Raw genomic sequence first — 24,593 nt, forward strand, 5'->3', positions numbered from 1 at the left:
AATGAAAGAAAAAACATGAAGAATAGATTTAAATTAGGAATGTTAATTGGGCTACTGGTAGCTGGGAGTGGTGTTGTCGCTATGAAGCAAGGTGATCAAGTAATACTTACAGAAAGAGAAGCTGAAGTATACCGAAATTTACTGAATAATTGTAGCAACAAGCATCAAGCTCTTGTTGCTGCAACTCGTCATCTAGGCGTTGTACGAAAACTCATTGAAGATAAAGCTGATGTGAACTGTAAAAATACAAATAAGGGCTGGGAGGGCTGGACAGCATTGCATAATGTTGCTTTTTGTTATCATGGCGAGAGGCATCAGGCAGAGTCAATAGAGTCAGTGGTAGTGGTTAATGAACTTGTTAAAGCTAAAGCTGATATGGATATCAAAAACAAGCAGGGCACTTCTCCATTATATTATGCTACTCAAAGTACTCATAGTACGGACATAGCTATTGCACTTGTTAATGCTAATGCTGATGTGAATGCCGAAGGTTCTTCCGAAGATTCTTTATTGGAGGTTGCTGTTAGTAGAAATAAGGAAATGGTTCCTTATCTCATTAAAGCCGGTGCGATTATTAGGCAAGCATGCTGGACTGAAAAAGATGGATTAGTCAAACAAGAGTATGGCAACTCATTGAGTCAAGAGTATAGGGATACGATAAGAGCTGTCCTAACAAAAGAAGTTGTAGTTGATGGTGAGTATAAAGCGCAAAAACGTTCAGTATTACCATTGCCTACCAGTGGTGGCCATATTGCACTATTTGATCTTGTTAATCAATATACTGGTGCATACGTTGATAATAATAAAATGCCTACACTAAAACAAATCAATATAGTGCAGGAATATAAGTATACACTACGGCAAAAGCCTAACCAACGACGTAAGACTAGAGAACTCGACGCTGCTTCAGATACATGCTGTAATATGCAATAAAATGTACCAACATAATTAAGAAAAAAATATTTAATAAAGCCTCTTTACGCTAAAAGCAAGAAGAGGCTTTATTTGTGGCATACTCTATTTTAAACTCCAAATGTTATTTGTGTACAGTTTTATACGCATACTGAAACCAGTCATTTACGCACAGTGTATGGCAAAAAACATCCGCGTTCGTAAGATATATAATTCTCTTTTTTGTTCGCTTTCCATTTTTTGCAAGCTCATTATACTTGTTATTAAATGATTCTTTATTTAGCGCATAATTCATTAAAAGGTTCTTCCATGGAAAACAAATTTTTTGTAGACCAAAAATCGCTGATGGCGGTTTTGTCATCAATGCAACCCATCGCTTCTAAGCGCACAACGCTTGATGCAACAACGTCAATTTTATTTCAAGTGGGGCACAAGGAGCTTGTATTAAAAGCAACCGATTTGGAAATTAGTTTGCAAGCAAGCTACCTTCTCAAACAAAGTTCGATGAATGAATCTCGTTCATTTTTAGTTTCGGGCAAACGAATTTTTGATGTTATCAAAGAATTAGACGGCGAAATTGAGTTTTTATTAGAAAACGACCAGCTGGTAGTCAAAGCGGGTAAAGTTAACTTGGCGTTGCATATTAAAGATGCACAAGAGTTCCCCCCGTTTCCTGAACGTATCGAAAACTTAATGCATTTGGATTCTGCATTTTTACTCACGATGCTCAACAAAGTTGCGTTCCAAATTCCACAAAACAACGCTAACCCAGCATTAAATGGCTTGTATTTAGAAATCGGCCAAACAGGCATGACAATGACCAGTACCGATGGCCATTGCTTAGCGCAGCTCACTACAGAAAAATATTCACTAGAAGAACCAAAAAAGTGGTTAATGCCACGCCGTGCGGTTTTTGAAGTTAAAAAGATTTTAGAAAGTTCTGAAGATGCCGTAATATTTTTAGGCGTTTGCGGAAATCAACTGGTGTTCTCAGGCGATTCATTTAATTTTTTTACTAAAGTGTTAGCTGACCCATTTCCACAATACAGAGCTATTTTAGATAAAAAAGATTTTCTGCCTGCAAAAATTGATCGCAGTCATTTTGTTAAAACATTGCGTCGTTCATCCTGCTTATTATCCGGTCAGTTTTTAGCAACTAAGTTTGGCTTTGCTGAGCATTCGTTGAATGTATCTATGCAAAACAAAGAAGTTGGCAAGCTCGAAGAAGAGTTACCACTTAAAGATTTTACTGGTGCTGATCTTGCTATTAGATTCTATGCGCCATACCTTTTAAATGGCTTACAAGTCTTTAATGAAGATATGCTGACCTTTTATTTAAAAGATTCATCACGGCCAATTATTTTTGAATCACATGAATCAGAATTTAATTTCTTGTACCTTGTTATGCCCGTAGCACCTACCCATGCAGGCTAATACGCATAGTTTGCAATTAATGCATTTGCAGATTAAATCATTTCGTTGTTTTTCGCAGATCACTCTTGACCTTGATGGCGCAATTGTGCTTATCGAGGGTAATAATGGTTCTGGTAAAACATCGATTCTTGAGGCACTGCATTATTTGTGTTATTTGCGCTCATTCAGAACGCATAGTCCGCGCGAATTGGTTCAGTTTGACCATGAAAGCTTTTTTATTAAAGCGACATTTAAGCAACTGCAGAATTCAGATGAGCATATGCATGATGTTCAAGTTGGGTTCTCAGGTAAAAAGCGATTGGTGAAAATTAATCAGCAATCAGTGAGCTCATATAAAGAATTGTTAGATCATTATCGTATTGTTACTTTGACTGAAGACGATCTTGCCTTGATCAACGAGGGGCCCGAAATAAGAAGGGCATTCATAGACCAAGCAATTTTGCTTCTTGACCCTGAATTTATCACCACGATTCGCACCTATAAACAAGTTGTTGATAATCGCATGGCGGTATTACTGGCAGGGGGGCGAGACCACGATTCATATATAGTCTGGACCCAGCAGCTTTGGCAACGGTCAAGAATCATTCAGGATCGCCGTAAGGAGATTATCTTCTCTATTGAACAAGAAGTTAATTCTATGATTAAAAACCATTTTAATGATGAATTTGGAATATCCCTGACCTATCAACCAAAGAAGATGGGGTCCCTTACCACTTTGCAGGAGTTTCTTGAGGCTAATGGCAACCTCAAACAGGAAGAAGTTCGCTTTGGACGGTCGCTTTTTGGGGCTCATTTGGATGACATTGCTATTACTTTCCAGGATAAGCGGTCAAAAACGTATGCCTCCCGTGGGCAACAGAAGTTGATAGTTCTCCTGGTTAAAATAGCCTTAATTAGGCTTTTGGGAGCCAAAAAGGGTCCGGTAATATTCCTTCTTGATGACTTTATGACCGACTTTGACCAAGGCAGGGCTCAAGTCCTTCTGGATATCCTTGTGGGGCTGAATAGCCAACTTATCTTTACTTCTCCGCTCAAAACGGGCTTTTTTGAGGAAAAGCTACTCGGACTCGGCGCATTCCATATAAAATTGACACACTGAATTGTTAGTGGCTCCTGTGATGTTTTTCGTTTAATGGGTAGTTGACAGACATGAAAATAAACAGTACAGTAAAAGAGAATTTTATAGTAATTACCTTGAAACAACAGGTTTAAATAAAAATTACCGTATTTGACATTTGTTATTTTAAGCTATAGGCTTAAAATAATCAGTAAGAGCTTGTGATGAGCTGAGTCTCTAAAGGATTCAGGCGTAAGCAAACTCGGTTTAATCTAGGCTTCATTACTACTCTCCTTTTTTCCATCGCATTGACTTCGGTCAGTGCGATGGTTTTTTTTAGCCCATTTTTTGTGTAGTTTTCCTTATTTATTTGTTCTGGTCTTATGTTTATTGTAAGGTGTTCATGTCGTATTCAAATAATAAAAGGTATGATTTATGAACTATAAACGATTTCTTAGTGTCTTATTGATATTTCTGTCATTAGTAATCAATGCTCAAGAGTACCTCTATCCTGTCGCATCAATTACACGTGGCGCCACGCCATATCTGTATTTTATCCATCAAAAATCGTTACATAACCTAGAGTTATTACAATGGGATCCTGAGACCAAGGTGTTGAGTAAGGCTTTATCTTCTCTTCCTGTTATAGCAGGCCTTCGGGTACTGCCTGACAATAGTGGATTTAGTTTTTTTGATAAAGCAGGGCATATTAACGTTAAGTTCTTTAATAAACGTTCACCAAAGGTTTTAGAAATCTATGAGCCTATGCATGGCATTGAAATGCTGGAATGGATTGATGCCCAACATTTTTATTGCTACGCGCATTGTAATCCCCATGGTTATGACACGATCGCTGTGTTTGAAGGCGATGTAAATGGTTATTGCCGTAAAATAGCAGGGGGCTTGGGGTATGACTGCCTTTATCCACAAAAGATTGGGAGCAAGCTTTTTTATATTGAGCGGTGGAAGGAGGAGGGTGGTGGCTACTCTTACTATCTTATGAGTATGGATTATCCTGAGATTTCGAGGAATTGTACTTCTTTCAATACGACCAATAATTTTGATGAACGCGTTGCGGCATTTATTAAAAATAAGGAACAAGGCATCATTGGTACCTCTATAGCTTCCGGGGAATCTCAACAACTTATTGCCTGCGGTAGTCAGCCGTGTAGGTTTTTACATATGGTTTCTCATCGTGAAGGATTTTTTGTTCGGCATACAGAGACTGTTGACACCCTTGCTCATTCTATGTTGTTTTCGTATCACCATATTCAACAAAACGTTGATGAAACGTGGTCTATGGCGCAGCTTTTTGCCTTTGACATACCTATGGGTCTTATTACGGGAGAAAACGACGAGCGGCTTTATGAATCATTATTACCCTTATTGCCGTTTCATGTTGGACTGGATATCTATTATACGACCCTTCAAGTTCGCGCCAAAATGGCGCTACCCTCAGGGAGGACGGCGAGAGGATTGGGTATTTTTAGGTATAATCTTGAGAATAAAACAACAATTCCGGTAAGCACTATAAACTCAACAGTAAATTTCCCAGAAGAACTCAAAAAGAACGTATCTACTCTCGCCGTCCTCCCTGAGGGTAGTGAGTTTTTAACGAGCGAACTTGAAGGGTCTTGTTTTGCGCCCTTTGCCTTTGCCAACAAAATTTTTTATGGTAAAGTCTTGCAATCAAGTAAAGAAGCGAATGATTTATTATCTGGCATGTCGCTTAATGAGTATGGTGATATTACCTACCAAGCGCCATATAGTAAAGATTGATAGGGATATGAATATTAAAAAAATATTATTGAGCGTTGTTGTATTAGCGTATGTGGGAAGCAATAATACAGTAGTTTGCTCTACAACTCAGCATGGGCAAGACGAACCAATAACCGTTTATTCGCACGGTTATTTATGTAATAAATTTTTTTCAAAATTACTGCATGCATCATCAGAATATGGTAATAAATTTTGTGCAAATGCCTTTATTACAGGACCGATGAAATCGTTTAATTACAGTGACTGTTTGATTCCCATCTTGACTTATTTTGGCCAAGATGGCGATGTAGAACGCTTGCATCATGCCTGTAAGGATCATAAAAAAGTGATTTTGGTTGGTGTGTCGCGTGGCGCATCAACGATTATCAATTACCTAGGTTTATGCAAACCTAATAATATTATTGCTGCTGTGTTGGAATCGCCGTATGATCATACTGAAAAAATAGGCGATTATTTTTTAGATGTTATTTTTAAGAGTATCATGTCTGAGTATGGTAAAAATAAATTTAAAAAATTTTTACAGCTATTTTTTGTTAATTATAAGCACAATGGGATTCAACCGATATGTTTGACGGCTCATATTCCTCATACTATTCCTTTACTTTTTATTTCTTCAGAGCACGATGGTATTATCCCTTCTTGGAGCACAAAAAATTTGTATGATGCCTTGCGTGAAGCTGGCCATCAAAATGCCTATCTTTTATCGTGTCAGCATGGTGCTCATGGTAGAATTATATGGGGTAAGGATGGGAAAAAGTTCAGAAACATAGTCCATGCTTTTTATAGGCACCATAAAATCCCTCACCAGGATTCATGGGCAGCCGAAGGCCAAAGCCAATTTTTAAGCATTTTGACATAATAACCATTATCAGAAACAATTCCTATTTGGAAATATTGTTCTCTTTTGCGTCATTTTTAATGCCTTTCATAATGAACTGACTTTGTTGTATAATTGCCCAATATTGTTGTTGAAACAATATTGGGCAATTTCTTTTTTAAGCTCCAATCAAAAAAAGAATATTAATCTCTTGCTCTTTTCACCCTATTTTTTTCATTATAATCATTGGAAACAATAGTTTAATAAAAAACAATAAGGAGCGTACGATGGCTATTCTTTTAAATAAAGCTGGCGTTGAGCAAGCAGAGCGTCTTATAAAAGTTGGCGAAGTTGAAACTTTTGATGCTGATTGGAACGAAGAACAGCCAACTCCGGATGAAGTAAATCACTTTATCGATACTCATTTTGTTAAAGAATATGGCTTATGGTTTTTAGGCGTTGATACCCAACGTGATAGTAACACTAAAGAACATTACGTGTACCCTCATGGCGATTTGAAAGAAGTACAAGGTTGTGCATTAGTACACAGCATGAACGAAGCCGAAAAGAATGGACACAGAGAGATCGCTCAAGCAGCAAAAAAGCTTCTTGCTCTGGTTGAGTCATCAAAGTAATTGAAATTACTCGTCGTAACTGAGTTCTATAATTGGCATATGCCTATCAAGATTACAAGCAATGATGCTTTCTTGAAACAGCATGTGCCAATTCTTATTTTCAAGCTCTTGAGTAGCTTCAATCCATATAAAGTTAAAGTAACCGTCATTCAATAAAAATTCTTCAATGCTATTTTTTTTATCAGAATGCCCTTCTTGCAATAATTGCTCGTAAATATCAGTTACGTTGTCTTCCAATGGCATAGCTGCCATAGTCAAACAAGCAACGTCAGTAATACGTAATGATTGCAAAAAAGTCTGCATCAAGCATCGCCCTGCGGCAATATCGCGCACCTTGATTGAATGAAACCCGTTCGTTAAAAATGCATCTTGAAGAAATAAAATATCAGATTCGGTCAATGGATTATTAACCAATAGTGGTATATCAATTCGTGTCCCTAGCACGTTGCCTTGTGTCCATAATTCGCTCTTCATAGTGGCACCTCCTCCACATAGCAGCGTACAGCAATGTTTCCCCTAACCCTAGTCCTGGGATCAACGTAGCTTAAACTTAATAGAGAAAGCAAGGGCCCATTTTTTTATTTTCTGTAAAGAAATCCAACAATGTACTTAAGTCTCGATGAATACGGTAAAAGGCTTAATAAATAATGATGTTATCTTTGTGCTAATAGCGCCGCATGCCGATGTTGCCATAAACCACACAACGTGACTGCTAATGCATCAGTGACGTCGGCTTTCTCTGGCGCTTTCATCGTAGGAAATAGTTGCATAATAACCCTTGCTACTTGTTCTTTGCTTGCACCGCCAAAGCCGGTAACAGAAAGCTTTACTTGTGTGGGCGAAAATTCATGCAGTTGTAAATTGTTTTTGTTAGCAAGCAAATAGAGTATGCCGCGCAAATAACCAAGTTTTAAAAAGTTTTGAGCATTTTTTCCCAAGAATGGCGTTTCTAAGGCGAGATTGGTTACACCGTGGGTTTGTATCTTTTCAGCAAAGAAATCATGAAATATACCAATTCTTACATCAAGACTTTTGGTAGGATTCATTTTAAGGAATCCATAATCTAATACGATAGCCTTATGCCCCTCTTTTTTTATGATGCCAAATCCTGCAAATTGAAACCCAGGATCGATTCCTAATATAATCATTGCGTTGTCTTTTCCACATAATTTAAGGATGTTACATTTTGCCTTGATACATTCTATGTATTATAATGTGCATCATATATGAAAATATGCTTGCAGACTATAACAAAGGAACATTATGACAAAAAAAAATATATTTTTACTTCTTGTAGCCAGTTGCTTTTTGATAGGTTCTCTGCAATCGACCGATGCGCGTACAAAGCGAAATCTTATCAACACTCTTGAGCACGATTGCACCCTGCTCAAAAAGCAGAAATCATTTTTTGAGCAGAGAATACCCGCCCATACTAAGATTGCAAATACCTTGGACAAGAAAAGTAGTGCAACAACCGACACCAAACTTAAAAATAAACTGACACAACATAAAAAGTATAAGGCAGATCTTGCCAATCATTATCAAGCAATGGCAGACAAAACTGACAAGCTTATAGAGAAATTGAAAGCACAACAAATAAAACTACAGAGCAACGTGAGCTAATCTCTCGACACATTGGAGTAACCTATGAAATCGTATATACAAGAATCACTTATCGCCATTACCCTAATCTTATTGTGTGCAAATGTTTGCGCGGGGCCTTCTGTTGGAGATTATAGTCTTGATAGTGCTATCGCTTACAATAAATCAAAAAAAAGACAAATGGAGGTTGGCATAGCAACATTTAAGAAGAACGAAAATAAAGCTACAGACCCTCTGGTTAAGGAAACCTACCGCATTCGCAGAGAGGTGACAGAAACTTCTCTTGAGATGACAAATGCCACGATCGAATTTTTTCAACAAAGCAAAGAAAACCTTATTGCTGTTGAATAACCTAAGCAAGTAAATGTAATGCAATACGAGTTTAATCTAAGAAAAAAAATCTTAACCCCGCTCGCGGATCTAAGTAACTCGTTAATGTATTGAAGCTAAAAAAGCACTAGTCTAATCGACAAATGAAAAGATTAGTGCTTTTTTTAGTTTTTTGTTACGTGTTTATGCTTTTTGTGCAGCTATGTTAAATAGCTCTTCTACGGTATCGGAAATCTGATAGCGGAAGTTTTGCGCTAACGCCTTTTCTTCGTGTAAGATCTTATCAAACGATAATACCACTAACAAATTGTCAGAGGCGCGTGTCAAATTGTCTACTGCTTTAATGGTCATATAGTTAGTATCGAATCCTAACTTTAATGCTGCTCTAAAATCAGCCAGCGATTTAACTGGTAGGTCATTAATTTCTTTTATGGTAACACCGGGAGCTAGGGTGCGCGTGCGGTACAATTGTGAGTTAGGGAAAATATGAGTCATCAGCAATACAGGTTCAGATTGATGTTTCATCTCAGTATATTTAGCAAGACCTGGCGCATGATTAATCAACATCTTAACATGATTAAGACTTAACTCCATCACTACCATGCCACCAAAAACTTCATAATCTATATTTTCATATCCTGGGTATATTTTGCGAATTGGTAGTACTTGCGAATGCTCAAATTTTACGACGCATTCTTTGCGTTCTCCTTTTCGGTAGATAACCAGAGTAACATCTTCGCCTATTGCCAAACGAGAAACATAATCGATAATCGAGACTTTGTCTTCACTCCATTGCGTGGTCATTTCACCATAGATATCGAGTTCGTTGCCATTGATCTCGTAAATCATATCTCCTGGTTGTACGCCTGCTTTTGCCAATGGGCTGCCTTCTACGATTTCAACAACGTAGCAACCGCCTGGTGTTGGATTGCCTAAATAAGCAGTAAGATTATCAGTGGCATTGACGGACAAAATACCAAGAAATGGTTTTCTTAATAGATGAACTTTATGCAAATCAGGTAATATAATTTTTAGATCATTAATGGGAATAGCGTAACCGATATTTTGTGCTTCGGTGATGCCAGCAGAATTAATACCGACCACTTCACCTTGGGTGTTTAACAATGGGCCGCCAGAATTTCCTGGATTAATTGGTGCACTTGTTTGAATGTAATTTTGTTCTCGACCGCTTACAACACCGCTGGTGCTTTTGATAGACTCTTGGCCAAGTGGATAACCCAATGCAAGAACTTCATCAGAGCGCAATACTAAATCAGAGTCACCTAATGACAAGTAAGGAACCGTACCAAGTTCTTCACGAATGTAGACCAGATCTTCATCGGAGACTTTGAGTAAAGCCATGTCTCGCTCAGGACAAATGCTGATAATCTGAACATCAATAAGTCGTTTTCCTAATGATGGAATTTGTATCCACACAGCGATTGCTTGTTCAACCACATGGGCATTGGTAATAATCTCGCCGTTTGCATTGATAAAAAAACCACTGCCACGCGCTGTGTATTGACTTGGTGTTCGGTATGGCTGTAGCCAGTCAAGCTCCGCTATTTGAGAGAAAATTTGTACAACGGTATCACGAATCTTTTTTTGTATGGGGCGCCACAAGCTTTTGGTAGGGACAACAATTTCATTTTCATCTTCATATAATGCTTCATCAACATAGTCTTGTGCACATAGTCTCATGCTGCTGAGAGTCAGCAGGAAAACCAATAATGCTCTGTGCTTGGAGGTAGGTATCATGGTGTCCCTTTCGTTATTGTTTTTTTATATAAGGTTAGGTGTGTGGTTAGAAGTAAAAATTATAATAACTGCTTAGGTTATATTAATTATTGTTTGTAACATGTAATGTTTGTTCTGTTTTCAATACTGTATCTTGTCCGTACAGGGTTGTTGCGCCTTTAAAACATAAGCCTCCGACAACAAAGAATGCTATGGTTGCTAAAAGCAGATCGCTTTTTTTGTTACTATAGGTTGGTTTTTTAGTCACGTAAAAAATCCTTTCAGTATCAGAGGTTTTGGTATTTTTAACACAATCTAGAATTCATCATCACTGTCTTCAAACTTAGTTAGATCTTTAATAAAGTTCATATATACCGTACCTGTGGGACCGTTACGCGCTTTACCAATTATGAGTTCTGCGCTTGCGGGGTTTTCAGCTTCAGGGTTGTACACGCTATCGCGATATAAAAACATAATTAAATCGGCATCTTGCTCAATTGCACCCGATTCACGTAAATCGGAAAGCATAGGTCTTTTATCCATACGGCTATCAACGGCACGTGATAATTGTGAAAGCGCAATAATAGGAATATTGAGCTCTTTGGCCAGCGCTTTAATAGAACGAGAGATTTCAGATACCTCTTGATGGCGGTTTTCATGTTTTTTAACGGTGTGCAATAATTGGAGATAATCAATAATGAGGAACTGTAGGTTATGTTCAATTTTGAGCTTGCGCGCTTTAGCGCGCAATTCCATAATATCTAACATAGCCGTATCATCAATAAAGACTTTTCGTTCAGCGAGTTTTGCTGCAACGTTGGTCAGCTCAACCCATTCATCTGAGGTTATGGTAGCATTCCGAATACTATGATGACTAATGCCAGACTCTGCGGCAAGAAGTCGCAAGGTAAGTTGCTCGGCACCCATTTCCAGGGAAAAAATGCCAACCGAAAATCCTTGTTCTGCTGCCATAGCACCAATACTTAAAGCGAGTGCCGTTTTTCCCATTGAGGGACGTGCGGCCAGTACTATAAGGTCACCATTTTGGAAGCCGGACGTCATTTGGTCTAGTTTTTTATAACCAGAAGGAATTCCGGTGATTCCTTTGCTGTGACTTTTAATATCAGAAAGATGTTGGAATGTTTTTTTCAACCAAATATCAAGTTGGATAAAGCTTTGGCCGGTGCGCTTGTTTGATATTTGGAAAATTGTTTTTTCTGCTTGATCAAGGACGGATTCTATTCCTTGCTCGTCTTGATTGTAACAGTTAGAGACAATATTGCTGGCTGAGGTAATGAGCTCTCGCAATACTGACTTTTCTTTTATTATGTTTGCATGTTGTTCGATAAGGCCAACCGATGGAATGTCTTCTTGTAGAGAAACCAGATAGACAATGCCGCCAATTGCTTCCAACTTCTCTTTTTTAGAAAGTTCATCTTGAAGCGTTACTAAATCAATACGTTTGAGTTGATGTACAAGATCTAAAATTGCTTGATAAATAACTTGATGAGCTGGACTATAAAAATCGTTGGCAAAGAGCTTTTCTGAAACTCTTCCTAAATATTCATCGTTCAAGAGCAACGCGCCGAGTACGGCGCGCTCTGCTTCAAGGCTGCAGGGAAGTTGTTTGCCCAAAAAAGTTGAGTGATCTACAGCCTTGGAATTATCATAAGAATTCCGCTGTTTATTAGTATATGCCAATGCAAACTCATAATAAGGTAATGAAAATTACTCAGAAACTATGTTGACGTTGATAACTGGTTGTAATGTTGAAGATAGTTTAATGGTAACTTCGTGACTACCTTTTGCTTTAATTGATTTACCAAATTCAATTTGACTTTTGGTAACGCTAATGCCTTTTTCTGCTAATACATCAACAATTTCTGATGCGTTAACGGAACCATATAATTTGCCATCATCATGCAACTTACGTTTTAATGTTACCTTTAGTCCATTAATTTTTTCGGCAAGCATTGAAGTCTTTGTTGCAACAACTTCTTTACGTTTTTCAACAATCTTTTCACGTTTTTTAAATGATTCTTCGTTATTGGGAGTTACTTCTACAGCAAGTTTGCGCGCTAGTAAAAAGTTTGTACCAAAGCCGTCAGCTACTTTGATAATTTCGCCTGCCATGCCTATTTTTTCAACATTTTTTAGTAAAAAAACTTTCATTATAGTTCCTTTGTAACGATGATTTATGATGCTACTATTGTTGATTAGTATAGATCAAAAAATGTTTATTGAAAACATACAAAGCATAATAAATCGGCTGATAATTTTATAAAGTTGCGCATAGTTTTTTTGTAGAGAATTCGTTATTAATTTTTTTAAATTATTTTGTAAAAAGTCCGTTTTAATGTTTTCAAAAATGAGTTTGGATGCGAAAAAGAGGAGGAATTATTTTTACATAATGGAGAAATTATGCGTCACAAAGGTCGTTTTATGAAGAATGATTTAAATGAATTTATGGTGCGTAAAACGCACCATAAATAATGAATTAAGTTACTTTGTTCTTTTAGTTTTTTTCATCGATTTCGTTGTCCAGGTGCCAATCGACAATCGAAGTACTTATCGTGCCGTCATCAAGCGTTTTTTGTTTGCATTGGCATGATACGATAAGTACAAGATTATTATCTTTGTACAACTGTGCGATTATAGAGATAGGTTCTGATGCGGATTTTAATATAACTTTGGTGACATATAATGCGGCAATTTTTGATGGCCAACGATCAAGAGTAATTACATGCTCTTCTTCTTCGCTTTCAATTAACTGGTCGTAATGAATCTTTGCGTACAGAACACCATAATTAAGCACCCCTTCTGCCAAGCGCAGTTGCTGTTCATACGCAACTCGTTGTAGCGCCATATCAAGCGCCAAAGTAGTATTCCGCCATACCATGGTAATCAATATGGTCAATGCACTCACCACAAATAATACCATAAGAAGACTTGACCCTTTTTTGTTTTTCATAGCTCTCTGTTTTTTAATGCAATGGTAGTCGATAGTTTATTAAGTTCAAAATGTACCAAGCGCACATTATTATCATTATCAACGCCCCGCTGAAATTTAACGGTGTCAACATTGTCTGCTATTAAATTTTTCGTTTTTTTAACCCATGATTGTGATGATGCATTATAGGTGCCTTCCGATCGAAATAATGAATTTTTTTCAAACGACCACCCAATGTCAACGCCCCGCGAATGCCAAATGAGTTCCTGCTCAGTAACTTTTTTCCATTGATCTGTATTTGCGCTCGCCATACGAATGTCTCGTGTTAACACATCGCAAGCAGCGTATAATTCAATAAGTTTTGCAATGCGCGAGCTGGAAGCTTTTAATCGCATGTGCATAGGAATCATCCAATTAAAAAGCACCATCATCATCATGCTAAAAAGCCCACAATAGATAACGCATTCAACTAATGAAAATCCTTGTTTTGTTTTCACAAACTCTCTTTATGTAAAGGCAGTCCTGAGACAATGGTTACTGATTTTTTATTTCCCGCCATCGTTTGCCAAGTAACATCAACTTCTACAATAGTAAAATGTTCCATACCTTTTTGCGCATCCTTTAATGACTGCGTATGCCACGAGACAATAAATGGTTCTTTTTCTATTCCCTGTTTTTTTGGCATAACACCCTCAATCATCGCTTTTTCTAATACAGAACCCGCCAACGTAGTTGCCTCAAGATAACGGCGAGCCTCATGATGCCATGTAGCAATCTGGGCATAAAAATAGGCTGAAATAACCGTAGCGCCACTCAGTAAAGCTAAAGCCGCCATAAGCTCGATGAGTAAAAACCCTTGAGTCCTATTGCCCTTTAAACCTGGAAATAGCTCTTGCTTGCTCACCTATCTTCCTTTAAGAATTACATATTGAATATTTTTTGTTTATATGCTACCTTATTACTATGGTATAGAGATACCATTTCAAAAAGGTTATTGTGTGTTGTTACTTTTAAAACTGAGGATACTATGAACCATAAAAAAATAACAAGCGTCTTTTTTGTCCTACTCTTAGGCACCCTACTCTCTGTTCGTACTGAAGCAACACAACCACCACAAAATTTTCCTGGCATGGGTGGACAAGCATTAACCGTGGAAGACCTGCAGGCAATGGAGCAAGCAGTCGAAATGGAACGCGCCAAAATGACACCCGCAGAACGAGCACAATTTGATAACGACGTCGCACAGTTGACCAAAGAATTAGAACAAATGAAACCTGAAGATCTTGAAATGTTTATCGATCAAGTTCTTTTTGGACAACCAGCACCAGAACAACCAATGCCAGAAGTAACACCTGTAGCACAACCTGTTACAGCAACAGAAGCACCAAAAGCTGCGCCAAGAGTTGAAGTCTCGCAAAAAATGCTGAGCAAGCAAGAGGAAGCATTACAAAAGATTGATGGCATCATCAAAAATACTGAAAGCTTTTTAAATAAAGTAGCTATTATGGTTGAGTTTCCCGGTAAAATAAAGAAATGGGCCGAACAAGGTACCATTACTGGCTGGAGACCTAATTATATGTGGGATACTGACGAAACTAATGCTAAAAAAGCTAAAGAAAACATTAGTATTAAAAAACAACTGGAAGAATTAGTCCAAAAACTATCAACCCTTAAAGAAAAAGATCCTAAAACAAAGAACTACAAGCATCTGAGCGCTTTGATTGATGATGAATCGTTGTATAACAATCTTGGCAAATTATACAGTAGCTTGGTCAAACTCGAACCACAAGTAGAAGTTTATGAATTTGGTTTAGAACAAGTCAGTAAAGAAGTACGCAAAATAATGCGTAAAATCTTGAGTGAATATATCGAAGCTTTATTCTCATTGGATATCCCTGCGGATATCGACAAAGTTATTGCCCGATATACCCCAACAGCAAAACAATTGACCGAAGAAGAAGAGAAAGCTACCAAGAAAGCATTCGAAGAATCCAAGAAAAAACAAAAAACAGAAAGAACTGTTGTTGCAGGCAAAGCAGAATCCGCAGATGATTATTCAGGTGGATCTAGAGGCGGCAGTGATTATTATAATCCGTATAGCTCACCTTATTACTCACCTGATTATTCTTCTGGTGGACGTGACGACTCAAGCCACGATGCTACAGATAAGCAAGGCGGCGACAAACAAGGCGGCGCAGGAAAATCTGGCAGCAGCGGAAGCGATACCAAGAAAGATGATAAAGAAAAAGATGAAAAAGGTGACGGTAAATCTAAAGGTAGCGGCAGTAAAGATGAGAAAAAAGAAGAACCAACAAGTACGGCAAAACTCATACAACGATTAAATGACGCTCTTTTTGATGCGCGATGGGCTGATGATTACAACACAATATTAATAAAGCTTAAACAAGCTACCGGTATAATGAAGGGATTGAAAAAAGCGCTTGATAGCGATCTTTCAAAAGCGAATAAAATAGATAAAGTTAAAAAAGATACTACTGAAATCAAAAAAACTTGCGACGGATACTTCAAAGATATAGAAGAGAATCTTAAACCGCACCAAGAGGAATTGACTAAGAAAATAATTGAAGAAAAAAAAGCAACAAAGATCAAAACAGCAAAAGAAACTGAAGAAAAACAGGCAAGAGAAAAGAAATCTGAAGATGAAAATAAAAAAGCTATAGCTGAAGAAGTTGCCAAAGCTACTCCCTTAGCAAGCCCAGCAATAGGCGATCTTATTGCTGATTATTCTGCAGTAAAAGATGAAAAAAAATCAGAAGAAGAAACAGTAGAAGAATTGCTACCTTCTGAAAAAGCTTTAAATGATCTACAAAAAACTATCGATGAATTTAAAAAAGCTCGTGCCGATTTCTAATACGAGCATATTTTAATAAACTAACCAAGGGGCATGCCGACAATGGCAGCCCCTTTTTTATTACACTGCTTGGATCTCCCCTGTTTAAAATCCGTATTTTAACTCACTTCATTCTGTGATGCCCGAGTGAGACCTATATAGACATAAACAAAGTATTATGCGACATCTGACTCTCTCGGCAATCAATCTTTTTCATCACAAGAATATTGCATAAAAATAACTTATGATCTTATACTCTATATCGATCGAAAAAATTATTATAAAAATTAGGAGCCCCTCATATGAAGCAAAAAAATTATATACTCTGTATTCTTGGATTACTTTCCATGCTGTCATCCGACGCGTTGGGTAAAACATCCGCGTTGAGTAAGATGTTACGCAAGAATGAAAGCAAAAAAAAACCACTCTCTCTTGAGCAATCTCTTGTAAAAGCAACCGAAGTTTCATATGAGCTAGCACTACAGGAAGGTAAAGTTACACCAGCTCTGCAAGCCGTAAAAGTAGTCACCGCTACAAAACCCTTGCCAGGTCCTGTGGGAGACAAAGTGATAGTAGCACAAGCAATAGCGACACAAGATGCTACAACCACTCTCAAAAAACCTGCCGTACAAGAAATGAAATTAGCCCAACAAACAAAAGAAGCAAAAAATGTATTAACTCGTGCTGAAGATACCGACAAAACGTTAACGGTTGCCAGCAATGAAGAAGCGCTGGAACAATCAATACCACAAAACAAAAAGTGGCAAAAGCAAGACTTTGACAAGAAGCTAAAACAAATTCAACAGGCTGCGAATATGAAAATAGCTCAGGAAAAATCTGCTACACAAAAAGTCCAAGAGGCCTTAAGCACGCTGAGAAAAGAAGCTAAAAAACAGATTCAAAAAGAACAAGTAAAAGCAGAAATCACTATTGCTTCATTAAACAAGAAAATACAAACACTCGATCGCAACAATAAAAATCTACAAGAAAAAATGACCCTAACTCAACAAGAGGTACAAGAACAGATTACACAAGCCCTAGCCCAAAATAAACAAGAGCTAGAAGCTCATACTCAAGCAACCATCGCAAGCGTGAAAAAGCAATTAGAAGAGACAAAAACCAAGAGTCTCGAGGAAATCAAGATACTGAAAGAAAAGTATCCTGAACAAGTTATTGCCCTTCAAGAGGAAATCAAGATTCTCAAAGAAACCTACCCTCAAAAAGTTGTTGCACTTCAAGAGGAAATCAAAAATAACAGCATAGCTTTTCAAAAAGAACGCGATCTTTTAGCTTTACAACTTAAAGAAACAAAACAACAATGTGCTCACTTGCAAGTGCACAACAAAACAGTACAAGAAGCTGCACAAATGGCTTTAAAGGCACAATTAGCACAAGCAAAAGCTTGCGAAGCTCGAGATCTGGCGCACCTTAAGAACGACCAGGCAATCAACAATGCAATTGCTTCAAGCGAAAGATTAGATGACTCACTCAGAAGAATACGAGACCGAAAAAACATCGCCGAAACAGCTGCAAAAAAAGCGTCTGATAAAATACAAGTACTAGCTCAAGCAGTAAATAGAGTCCTTGAAGCCGATACGCCTCAAGCTGCCTCTAAAGCATTACAAGCAGTAAACGAAGCTGCATTAGAAACAGCACAGGCTAACACCCGTGCGTGGGAATCGGTAGAACAAATCGAAGATCTTATTGCATAAGAAAGTTACGGTTCTATAAATGAAAGAGCCCGGCTTTATAGTTTGTAGCTATAAAGCCGGGCTCTTTGTATATTTTTATTGACTCGCAAACAGTACTTCTGGTTATCTTGATATCAAAACCTTTTAATCGATCGGACCCATGATGAATATAATGAAAAAAGCTCTTATATGTCTGGCTATAACATCATTAACAACTGCGCCAGTTTATACTGATACCGCAATGCACAACAAAGGTTATTGTCCCGACTGTATCATTAAAGAACTCGATGATGCTGTTACAAAAGCAGCTGCATCACTCAAAAAAGCTCAAGAGGTCCTTGTTATCGTTCCCGAAGCACAAAGCCTTGTTCGCAAGATCACGCAACTGTATACCGATGTAACAAAGTTGCGTGATGCAGCCCTAGCAAAACCATTAACGCTAAAAGAATTAAACTCATTAAAATATCAAGCCCAAGCTCTCGCTCAACAAACAGAAGATATTCTTAATAAATATATCGTTACCCTTTTTGGTTCTTAATAATATAACGTCTAAGCTTTAACGATCTCAACACAACGCTTACAGAGCTTATGCTCATGGGTTGAAACTTCCCATTGCCAACAACGAGGGCACTTATCACCAGCAGCTTTTTCTACTAATACAAAAAAACCTGTGAATTCAGAAGACGGAAGATCGCCCTGCTTGTCGGCAATAATGCATTGGGAGATAATCACAAATTCCTCAAAAAATGCTTCGACGGTTTGTCCCGATTCCTGCAATTGTTTAAAAAAATGTTGCACAAGGTCATACTGAGGCATGATAGGATCACAATACAAAGTAATTTTCACTTCTAATGAATGTTTAATAATCCCTGGTGCACGCAATCCTTCGATAGCTTTGAGCAATGCAGAACGAATCTCTTTGAGCGCCTGCCATTGTTGCTCTTGTTCGGCGACATAGGCCATAACGCGTGTTTGTATTAATGGTTCAATATGTACACGCTCACTTGACATAATAACAGCCGCTGCTGCTGGAAGACTCGCTTGACGCGCAAGAAGCTCAAAAACATTATGCAGTGATGCAAATTTTTGTAAGTGAATCGATTCTGTTTTGTCTTTTTGGTACAGATCAGAAACTTGTTCTGCGGAGAAGGACAAAATAGGTGCTATCAATTTTGTCATCGTATCCAAAATATACCAGCAGGCCGTTTGGGCCGAACGACGCTCTAAGCCATCAGCCTTTTCGACATACAAACGATCTTTTATAATATCAAGGTAGAAGGAACTCAAATCAACCGTGCAATATTCAGCTAAACCATGAAACACAGCAGTAAAATCATACTCAGCGTATTTTTTGAGCAGCGTATCGTTTGCTCGATACAACTGCTGCAAAGCATAGCGATCAATTAAACGCATAGAATCAAGCGGTACCGCATCACGTTCAATATCAAAATCATACAAGTTTGAAAGCAAGAATCGACAGGTGTTGCGTACTTTGCGGAACACTTCTTGTACGTTTTGTACCAAAATATCAGAAATAACGGCTTCGCCTGATGAATCAATAGTCGTAACCCATAAGCGAAGACCATCGGTGCCAATCTTGTCAGTAATTTGCTGAGGCGTCACCACATTGCCCAACGATTTGGACATTTTACGTCCTTTGTCATCAACGGTAAAACCGTGAGTCACAATCATCTTCGTGCACGGTCGCTTTTCAAGAACCATACTCGTGAGTAATGAGCTTTGGAACCAACCATGGTGCTGATCTTTACCTTCTAGGTACATATCAGCAGGGAAAGCGAGTTTAGGATTGTTATATAACACAGCATAATGACTTACGCCAGAATCGAACCACACATCCAAAATATCTTGTTCTTTTTTAAACTGTGTACCATTACACCCTGGACACACAAATCCTGCGGGTAATAACTCTTTTGGTTCAGCCATATCCCAATATTCAATACCCTGCTGCGCAACCTTGTCGGCAACCTGGTCAACAAGTTCTGGTGAAATGTAGGTATAATCACACTGTAAACAGAGTAACGATGGAATTGGTACGCCCCAGGTACGTTGGCGAGATAAACACCACTCAAGACGCCCTTCAAGCGTAGCCTTAAGCCGATTAATAGATTTGTCTGGAATTGTTGCAATAGAATCAGCAGCTTCCAACACATGTTGTTTTAAGCCACCACGTGATAGATCACAGAACCACTGTTTGGTTGCGCGGAAAATTAACCCACCATGGCAACGCCAACAATGCGGATACGGGTGGCGAATAGAAGTTTTATAGAGTAAGCGATTCAGTTCGGTTAATTTTTTGAGTACCCAGATTTGCCCATCGGTAACCGGCATGCCTTCAAGTTCTTTTGGCATGATGCCAACCGTGTATTTGCCATCGGGGCTAATTGGGGAGAAAATTTCTAAATTATTTTTGACGCCAACTTCGTAATCTTCTGGACCACAACCAGGAGCACTGTGCACACACGCGGTACCATCTTCAAGCAATACTGATTGGTCAAGTAACACCGGCACGGTAAGGCCTTCAACAAAAGCATGATGCGCGCGCGCTTTCAGACTAATCAATTGATCAGCATTAAATTCTGCAACTACATTTTTTTCCGCACTCATCAAGGCGCATACTTTATCGACTAGTTGTTTGCCAACCACCACATATTGATCTTTGACATTCAAAACCACATATTCAGCCGATGGCTTTAACACCACTGCTCTATTGAGTGGCAATGTCCAGGGGGTTGTTGTCCAAATAAGCAAGTTAACGGTTTTGCCTTTGAGGTTAGCAAAGAGACTATCGGTCACCCTTTGCTCGAGCGGGAACAGCACATAAATTGATGGATCTTTACGTTCTTCGTATTCAATTTCTGCTGATGCCAAAACCGTCTGATCGGTAGGACACCAAGGCACTGTTTTATTTTTACGTTCAATGTAGCCATCCGCTACAAACTGCCCAAAGGCTTTTAAAATCTGTGATTCATACTCATAATTCATGGTCAAATAAGGTCTATCCCAATCCATGAGCACACCAAGCGTCTTGAATTCTTCTCGTTGAATATCAATCCATTTATTGGCATACACACGGCACGCTTTTTTAAGGTCTTGGGGCGAAAGGCCAGGATTTTCTTCGGTTACTTTTTTTTCGATAGGCAGTCCATGACAATCCCAACCTGGGGTTACTGGCACATGCTTGCCAAACATACGTTGCGATTTAGTCACGATATCTTTTAATATTTTATTATATGCATGCCCTAAATGAATGTGTCCGTTGGCATACGGTGGGCCATCGTGAAGAATGAATTTTGGTTGCCCTTCATTTTGCTCAAATGATTTACCAAACAACTCATCCCGCTTCCAACGATCAATCATAAGAGGATCGTCAACCTTGGCATTGGCACGGATTGGAAAGTCAGTGCGCGGTAAATTGAGGGTATCTTTAAAACTTACTTTTGATTCTGGATTCTGATTTTCAGCCATGATCATTATTCCTTAATAATCTAATACATGCTACTCTTAATAGGCGAATTTTAAACAACTACGAGTATACACTTTTTTTATTTTTTTTCGTACCAGGATATATTATGAGCGCACCACATAAAAAAATCGGCATCTGGGGCCTAGGCGCCACGGGAAAATCAGCAATCAGCTACTTCCGTGGCCTCGGCTATGAACTTGCCGTAATTGACCAAAAAACACTCAGCCCTGATGAACAAGAGTTGTTGCGTGGCACACATAGTGCGTTTTACACACAAGACAACATTGAGACCTTTCTGCAAACATATGATGTCATATTACCTAGTCCTGGCATTGATATTCGTCCTTATGTAACGCGTAGCAACACCTGGCTTAATGAATTAGACATTTTTTATAGCGCATGGAAAAAACCGATCATTGCCATCACGGGCAGCATTGGAAAAACTACCATCACCCACCTGCTTTCAAAACTTCTTAAACATAACGCAGTGCAGGTTGCTACTGGTGGCAACATCGGCACACCTATGCTCGATTTACTCGCACAAAAAGATGAGAGTGACATGGTACTACTTGAACTTTCAAGCTTTCAACTAGAACAATGCAAAGAATTTGCACCCGATCTGGCCATATGGACCAATCTGTATCCGAATCATCTTGACCGGCATGGATCCGAACAAGAATATTTAGCAGCAAAAGCACAGATCATTGCGCACCAAAAAGATTGCCAACAAGCGCTCATTCCTCTCAATCTCAAAGATTGCGTTCACGGTTCTCGTATTATTCATTATTTTTCTGCGCAACTGCCAACACAAGAGCAATTAGCATCGCTCCCCGCGACAAGCAAACTTTTTTATATACACAATGGTGCAATCGTTATCTACAACAATGGCACCACCACGCCAATAATACTCTGCAATACCCTGCCAACGATCACCTTTGAAGAAAATTGGCTCATCATGTGCAGCGCACTCACCTTATTAAATCAACCACTGCCTGAGTTTGACACCATAGACCTTGCATTGCCCGAGCATCGTTTAGAAAAAGTCGCGACCATTCACGGCGTCACTTTTTATAATGATTCAAAGTCAACCACATCACAGTCAACGTTGGCGGCAGTCAATGCGCTGAAAAATAAACCAATCCTGCTGTTACTCGGCGGTCTTGGCAAAGGTGTTGACCGCTCACCACTCATTGCTGACCTGAAAGGTCAGGTAAAAAAAATATATTGTTTTGGCAAAGAAGCCGAACAGCTTCATGCTTATTGCATCGAGCAAGGAATCCCAAGTGCGGCATTCCACAATCTTGATGCAGCTTTTGCGGCCTGCGTTGCCGACATGCAACCCGGTGACCAAGTCTTATTGTCGCCTGCGGGAAGTAGTTACGATTTATTTGCGCATTACATCGAACGAGGAATGTACTTTAAAAAACTAGTCTACGACCTCACGTTGACAGCTCAGCAGTAAATTTTATATAAGACAACAAATAGGCGGCACATCAATCTAATTTGATGTGCCGCCTATAATTAATTATGACGCGATCTATTATTATTTTTTTGCGTCGAGGGCTCTTCCTTGCAAAAGACCGTCGATCTGTTCTTTCAGGGTAAACAATTGAGCTTTATCTCTACACAGGAGTGCACAATTCCATAGAGCCATAGCTTTATCATGCTGGGCTAAAACTTGCGGATCAATGTGCTCATTCCAAAGCCACCCAGCAGCGGGCGCTTTGATCATGAATTGTTCGCAACCAGCCATGATTTTAGATAAAGTATCTATGTCCATTTTTTTCGCAGCTAATTCTTTACAAAGTTTGCATTGAGCTAACTTAAGAATATCTTTTTCAGAAGACTGCTCGGTCGCGACAGAATATCTCGTTGTTCTTCGTTCAACAACATCATTTTTCCAACGCCAACAATAAGGAAAGTCTTTCGTATCAATGCTCTCAAAAATAGAAGCTACTTTTATTTCCTCTTTTTTCTCTTCAGCAACCATGAAGATTGGCACACTAAAGGCAACAAGTAAAAGAAATGCTTTATTCATAAAAAATCCTTTAGAAATCAATGCAATCAATACCGTATCATCTTATATTTTACAATAAAATTTGAACAAAAACTATCACGATGAGCAATGCATACTTGATCTAACATTGACAGCTCATCGGTAGACATACTAGGCTACTTAAAAAAAGCACCCTAACCCGAGAGTAGCTATGATTACCGCAAAAAAAAGAATACAAACTGATCTTCGCGCGCTGCTCCTCGTAGCCGCCATGCTCATTGTTATTGGTCTCATTTTCATCTATTCATCAAGCTCAGTCTATGCAATAGAAAAATTTGGCGTATCCTATTATTTTGTTGCCAAGCAATTGATCGGTCTCGTACTCGGCGTCATTGCCATATTCATGGCACGCGTAATCCCTTTGAGCTTTATAAAAAAATGTAGCCCGCTCTTTTTTTTCGGGTCACTCATTCTGACCGCCATGACCCTTGTGCCAGGATTATCACAACATATCCATGGTTCAAGCCGTTGGGTTAATCTTTTTGGTTTTGGCTTTCAACCCAGTGAATTAATCAAAATATCTCTCATACTTTATCTAGCTTATTTTCTAGAAAAAAGAACCAATAAAGCATCGTCCCTGGCGCACACCTATATCCCCCTCCTCATAGTCCTTGGTGCAACCTGTGGTATACTTCTCAAACAACCTGATTTTGGACTCACCGTCACCCTCCTCATGACCGCGCTTGCCATGCTTTTTATGGCACAGTTTAATGCAAAGCATATGATGATTACGCTGGCGGCAATCATACCCGCTATCATTGCCTTAGTGCTATTTAAGCCCTACCGCTTAAAAAGAATTTTAACTTTCTTGGATCCCGGGTCTGATCCGCAAGGAGCAGGATTTCAGATCATTCAATCACTCATTGCCGTTGGGTCAGGTGGATGGCTTGGTGTTGGCATCGCCAATTCCAAACAAAAGTTTTTCTATCTTCCTATGCAGCACACGGACTTTATTTTCTCGATTATTGCAGAAGAAACCGGTTTTGCCGGATCGTTATTTTTGATTACCCTGTACGCGTTGTTTCTTTATTTTGGTATCAAAATTGTATGGAAACTTAAAGATACTTTCTCAATGTTTGCTGCGTTTGGCTTTATCACCCTAATCAGTTTGCAAACAGTGATTAATTTGGCTGTTGTAACTGGCTTGGCACCAACTAAAGGAATCGGCCTACCCTTTGTGAGCTATGGCAACACCGCCCTGGTCTGCACCATGGCCATGCTCGGCCTTATTATGAATATGGTTCATAATGATAAGTAA

The 24,593-nt window shown here is 38.8% G+C and carries 24 protein-coding genes; 13 read left to right on the forward strand and 11 right to left on the reverse strand.

Annotated elements, in window-relative coordinates; genetic code table 11:
* The first annotated feature begins 15 nt into the window (after positions 1 to 15).
* The 6 genes from NTX86_01625 to NTX86_01650 all read left to right on the forward strand — a co-directional run bounded on the left by NTX86_01625 (position 16) and on the right by NTX86_01650 (position 6,634).
* Entirely contained in the window at positions 16 to 933 is a 918-nt protein-coding gene (locus NTX86_01625; protein ID MCX5922005.1) for an ankyrin repeat domain-containing protein, read from the forward strand.
* A gap of 288 nt (positions 934 to 1,221) precedes the next feature.
* Complete coding sequence (gene dnaN, locus NTX86_01630; protein MCX5922006.1) at positions 1,222 to 2,346, forward strand: DNA polymerase III subunit beta; 1,125 nt, start codon at positions 1,222 to 1,224, stop codon at positions 2,344 to 2,346.
* Entirely contained in the window at positions 2,336 to 3,445 is a 1,110-nt protein-coding gene (recF, locus tag NTX86_01635; GenBank protein MCX5922007.1) for a DNA replication and repair protein RecF, read from the forward strand. Before dnaN ends, recF begins: the two co-directional genes overlap by 11 nt.
* Before the next feature lie 393 nt (positions 3,446 to 3,838).
* Complete coding sequence (locus NTX86_01640; GenBank protein MCX5922008.1) at positions 3,839 to 5,182, forward strand: hypothetical protein; 1,344 nt, start codon at positions 3,839 to 3,841, stop codon at positions 5,180 to 5,182.
* Between the two features lie 7 nt (positions 5,183 to 5,189).
* Complete coding sequence (locus NTX86_01645; protein MCX5922009.1) at positions 5,190 to 6,041, forward strand: hypothetical protein; 852 nt, start codon at positions 5,190 to 5,192, stop codon at positions 6,039 to 6,041.
* Positions 6,042 to 6,286: 245 nt separating this feature from the next.
* Positions 6,287 to 6,634, forward strand: coding sequence for a hypothetical protein (locus tag NTX86_01650; protein MCX5922010.1), 348 nt, complete (start codon positions 6,287 to 6,289; stop codon positions 6,632 to 6,634).
* Between the two features lie 6 nt (positions 6,635 to 6,640).
* On the opposite strand, the gene NTX86_01655 is transcribed toward NTX86_01650, so the two are convergent.
* Together NTX86_01655 and NTX86_01660 are read right to left on the reverse strand one after the other, a co-directional pair.
* The gene (locus NTX86_01655) at positions 6,641 to 7,108 is read right to left on the reverse strand and encodes a hypothetical protein (protein MCX5922011.1); all 468 of its coding nucleotides are present in this window, start codon (positions 7,106 to 7,108) and stop codon (positions 6,641 to 6,643) included.
* Between the two features lie 179 nt (positions 7,109 to 7,287).
* Positions 7,288 to 7,782, reverse strand: a complete 495-nt coding sequence (locus tag NTX86_01660) for a crossover junction endodeoxyribonuclease RuvC (protein ID MCX5922012.1) — start codon at positions 7,780 to 7,782, stop codon at positions 7,288 to 7,290.
* Positions 7,783 to 7,897: 115 nt separating this feature from the next.
* Here NTX86_01660 and NTX86_01665 point away from each other — a divergent pair, with 115 nt between their 5' ends.
* Positions 7,898 to 8,257 carry a hypothetical protein gene (locus tag NTX86_01665; protein ID MCX5922013.1) on the forward strand — a complete coding sequence of 120 codons (360 nt, stop codon included), beginning with the start codon at positions 7,898 to 7,900 and terminating at the stop codon, positions 8,255 to 8,257.
* A 24-nt stretch (positions 8,258 to 8,281) separates the two neighbouring features.
* Positions 8,282 to 8,587: a hypothetical protein gene (locus tag NTX86_01670; GenBank protein ID MCX5922014.1), complete on the forward strand. Its 306-nt coding sequence runs from the start codon at positions 8,282 to 8,284 to the stop codon at positions 8,585 to 8,587.
* Positions 8,588 to 8,749: 162 nt separating this feature from the next.
* On the opposite strand, the gene NTX86_01675 is transcribed toward NTX86_01670, so the two are convergent.
* From NTX86_01675 to NTX86_01705, 7 genes are all read right to left on the reverse strand, one after another.
* A complete protein-coding gene (locus NTX86_01675; protein MCX5922015.1) occupies positions 8,750 to 10,324 on the reverse strand; it encodes a trypsin-like peptidase domain-containing protein in 1,575 nt (524 codons plus the stop codon).
* A gap of 82 nt (positions 10,325 to 10,406) precedes the next feature.
* Positions 10,407 to 10,571, reverse strand: a complete 165-nt coding sequence (locus NTX86_01680) for a hypothetical protein (GenBank protein ID MCX5922016.1) — start codon at positions 10,569 to 10,571, stop codon at positions 10,407 to 10,409.
* A 47-nt stretch (positions 10,572 to 10,618) separates the two neighbouring features.
* Entirely contained in the window at positions 10,619 to 12,004 is a 1,386-nt protein-coding gene (gene dnaB, locus NTX86_01685) for a replicative DNA helicase (GenBank protein ID MCX5922017.1), read from the reverse strand.
* A gap of 27 nt (positions 12,005 to 12,031) precedes the next feature.
* Complete coding sequence (gene rplI / locus NTX86_01690) at positions 12,032 to 12,475, reverse strand: 50S ribosomal protein L9 (GenBank protein ID MCX5922018.1); 444 nt, start codon at positions 12,473 to 12,475, stop codon at positions 12,032 to 12,034.
* Between the two features lie 343 nt (positions 12,476 to 12,818).
* On the reverse strand, positions 12,819 to 13,274 hold the full coding sequence (locus NTX86_01695) for a hypothetical protein (GenBank protein MCX5922019.1): 456 nt from the start codon (positions 13,272 to 13,274) through the stop codon (positions 12,819 to 12,821).
* Positions 13,271 to 13,750, reverse strand: a complete 480-nt coding sequence (locus tag NTX86_01700) for a hypothetical protein (GenBank protein ID MCX5922020.1) — start codon at positions 13,748 to 13,750, stop codon at positions 13,271 to 13,273. The genes NTX86_01695 and NTX86_01700 overlap by 4 nt, the downstream gene beginning before the upstream one ends.
* Positions 13,747 to 14,157: a type II secretion system protein gene (locus tag NTX86_01705; GenBank protein MCX5922021.1), complete on the reverse strand. Its 411-nt coding sequence runs from the start codon at positions 14,155 to 14,157 to the stop codon at positions 13,747 to 13,749. The genes NTX86_01700 and NTX86_01705 overlap by 4 nt, the downstream gene beginning before the upstream one ends.
* A gap of 123 nt (positions 14,158 to 14,280) precedes the next feature.
* Here NTX86_01705 and NTX86_01710 point away from each other — a divergent pair, with 123 nt between their 5' ends.
* The 3 genes from NTX86_01710 to NTX86_01720 all read left to right on the forward strand — a co-directional run bounded on the left by NTX86_01710 (position 14,281) and on the right by NTX86_01720 (position 18,333).
* Complete coding sequence (locus tag NTX86_01710) at positions 14,281 to 16,125, forward strand: hypothetical protein (GenBank protein ID MCX5922022.1); 1,845 nt, start codon at positions 14,281 to 14,283, stop codon at positions 16,123 to 16,125.
* 281 nt (positions 16,126 to 16,406) lie between these two features.
* Positions 16,407 to 17,816, forward strand: a complete 1,410-nt coding sequence (locus tag NTX86_01715; GenBank protein ID MCX5922023.1) for a hypothetical protein — start codon at positions 16,407 to 16,409, stop codon at positions 17,814 to 17,816.
* 142 nt (positions 17,817 to 17,958) lie between these two features.
* Positions 17,959 to 18,333: a hypothetical protein gene (locus tag NTX86_01720; protein ID MCX5922024.1), complete on the forward strand. Its 375-nt coding sequence runs from the start codon at positions 17,959 to 17,961 to the stop codon at positions 18,331 to 18,333.
* 11 nt (positions 18,334 to 18,344) lie between these two features.
* Here NTX86_01720 and ileS read toward each other — a convergent pair whose 3' ends face one another.
* Complete coding sequence (gene ileS, locus NTX86_01725; GenBank protein MCX5922025.1) at positions 18,345 to 21,281, reverse strand: isoleucine--tRNA ligase; 2,937 nt, start codon at positions 21,279 to 21,281, stop codon at positions 18,345 to 18,347.
* 104 nt (positions 21,282 to 21,385) lie between these two features.
* Between ileS and murD the strand changes: the two genes are divergently transcribed.
* Positions 21,386 to 22,741, forward strand: coding sequence for a UDP-N-acetylmuramoyl-L-alanine--D-glutamate ligase (murD, locus tag NTX86_01730; GenBank protein MCX5922026.1), 1,356 nt, complete (start codon positions 21,386 to 21,388; stop codon positions 22,739 to 22,741).
* Positions 22,742 to 22,822: 81 nt separating this feature from the next.
* Here murD and NTX86_01735 read toward each other — a convergent pair whose 3' ends face one another.
* Positions 22,823 to 23,317 (reverse strand): hypothetical protein, encoded by a 495-nt coding sequence (locus NTX86_01735; GenBank protein ID MCX5922027.1) that lies wholly within the window; start codon positions 23,315 to 23,317, stop codon positions 22,823 to 22,825.
* 169 nt (positions 23,318 to 23,486) lie between these two features.
* Here NTX86_01735 and ftsW point away from each other — a divergent pair, with 169 nt between their 5' ends.
* A complete protein-coding gene (ftsW, locus tag NTX86_01740) occupies positions 23,487 to 24,593 on the forward strand; it encodes a putative lipid II flippase FtsW (GenBank protein MCX5922028.1) in 1,107 nt (368 codons plus the stop codon).

This window comes from Candidatus Dependentiae bacterium (genome assembly GCA_026389015.1).
Taxonomy (GTDB): Bacteria; Babelota; Babeliae; order Babelales; family Vermiphilaceae; genus JAPLIR01.

Coding starts and splice junctions, on each gene's coding strand:
- NTX86_01710 (MCX5922022.1), top strand. CDS start 14,281: ATGAACCATAAAAAAATAACAAGCGTCTTTTTTGTCCTACTCTTAGGC.
- ileS (MCX5922025.1), bottom strand. CDS start 21,281: ATGGCTGAAAATCAGAATCCAGAATCAAAAGTAAGTTTTAAAGATACC.
- NTX86_01660 (MCX5922012.1), bottom strand. CDS start 7,782: ATGATTATATTAGGAATCGATCCTGGGTTTCAATTTGCAGGATTTGGC.
- NTX86_01695 (MCX5922019.1), bottom strand. CDS start 13,274: ATGAAAAACAAAAAAGGGTCAAGTCTTCTTATGGTATTATTTGTGGTG.
- NTX86_01655 (MCX5922011.1), bottom strand. CDS start 7,108: ATGAAGAGCGAATTATGGACACAAGGCAACGTGCTAGGGACACGAATT.
- NTX86_01675 (MCX5922015.1), bottom strand. CDS start 10,324: ATGATACCTACCTCCAAGCACAGAGCATTATTGGTTTTCCTGCTGACT.
- NTX86_01735 (MCX5922027.1), bottom strand. CDS start 23,317: ATGAATAAAGCATTTCTTTTACTTGTTGCCTTTAGTGTGCCAATCTTC.
- NTX86_01665 (MCX5922013.1), top strand. CDS start 7,898: ATGACAAAAAAAAATATATTTTTACTTCTTGTAGCCAGTTGCTTTTTG.
- NTX86_01625 (MCX5922005.1), top strand. CDS start 16: ATGAAGAATAGATTTAAATTAGGAATGTTAATTGGGCTACTGGTAGCT.
- NTX86_01650 (MCX5922010.1), top strand. CDS start 6,287: ATGGCTATTCTTTTAAATAAAGCTGGCGTTGAGCAAGCAGAGCGTCTT.
- recF (MCX5922007.1), top strand. CDS start 2,336: ATGCAGGCTAATACGCATAGTTTGCAATTAATGCATTTGCAGATTAAA.
- ftsW (MCX5922028.1), top strand. CDS start 23,487: ATGATTACCGCAAAAAAAAGAATACAAACTGATCTTCGCGCGCTGCTC.
- NTX86_01645 (MCX5922009.1), top strand. CDS start 5,190: ATGAATATTAAAAAAATATTATTGAGCGTTGTTGTATTAGCGTATGTG.
- NTX86_01640 (MCX5922008.1), top strand. CDS start 3,839: ATGAACTATAAACGATTTCTTAGTGTCTTATTGATATTTCTGTCATTA.
- NTX86_01670 (MCX5922014.1), top strand. CDS start 8,282: ATGAAATCGTATATACAAGAATCACTTATCGCCATTACCCTAATCTTA.
- NTX86_01720 (MCX5922024.1), top strand. CDS start 17,959: ATGAATATAATGAAAAAAGCTCTTATATGTCTGGCTATAACATCATTA.
- NTX86_01715 (MCX5922023.1), top strand. CDS start 16,407: ATGAAGCAAAAAAATTATATACTCTGTATTCTTGGATTACTTTCCATG.
- murD (MCX5922026.1), top strand. CDS start 21,386: ATGAGCGCACCACATAAAAAAATCGGCATCTGGGGCCTAGGCGCCACG.
- dnaN (MCX5922006.1), top strand. CDS start 1,222: ATGGAAAACAAATTTTTTGTAGACCAAAAATCGCTGATGGCGGTTTTG.
- rplI (MCX5922018.1), bottom strand. CDS start 12,475: ATGAAAGTTTTTTTACTAAAAAATGTTGAAAAAATAGGCATGGCAGGC.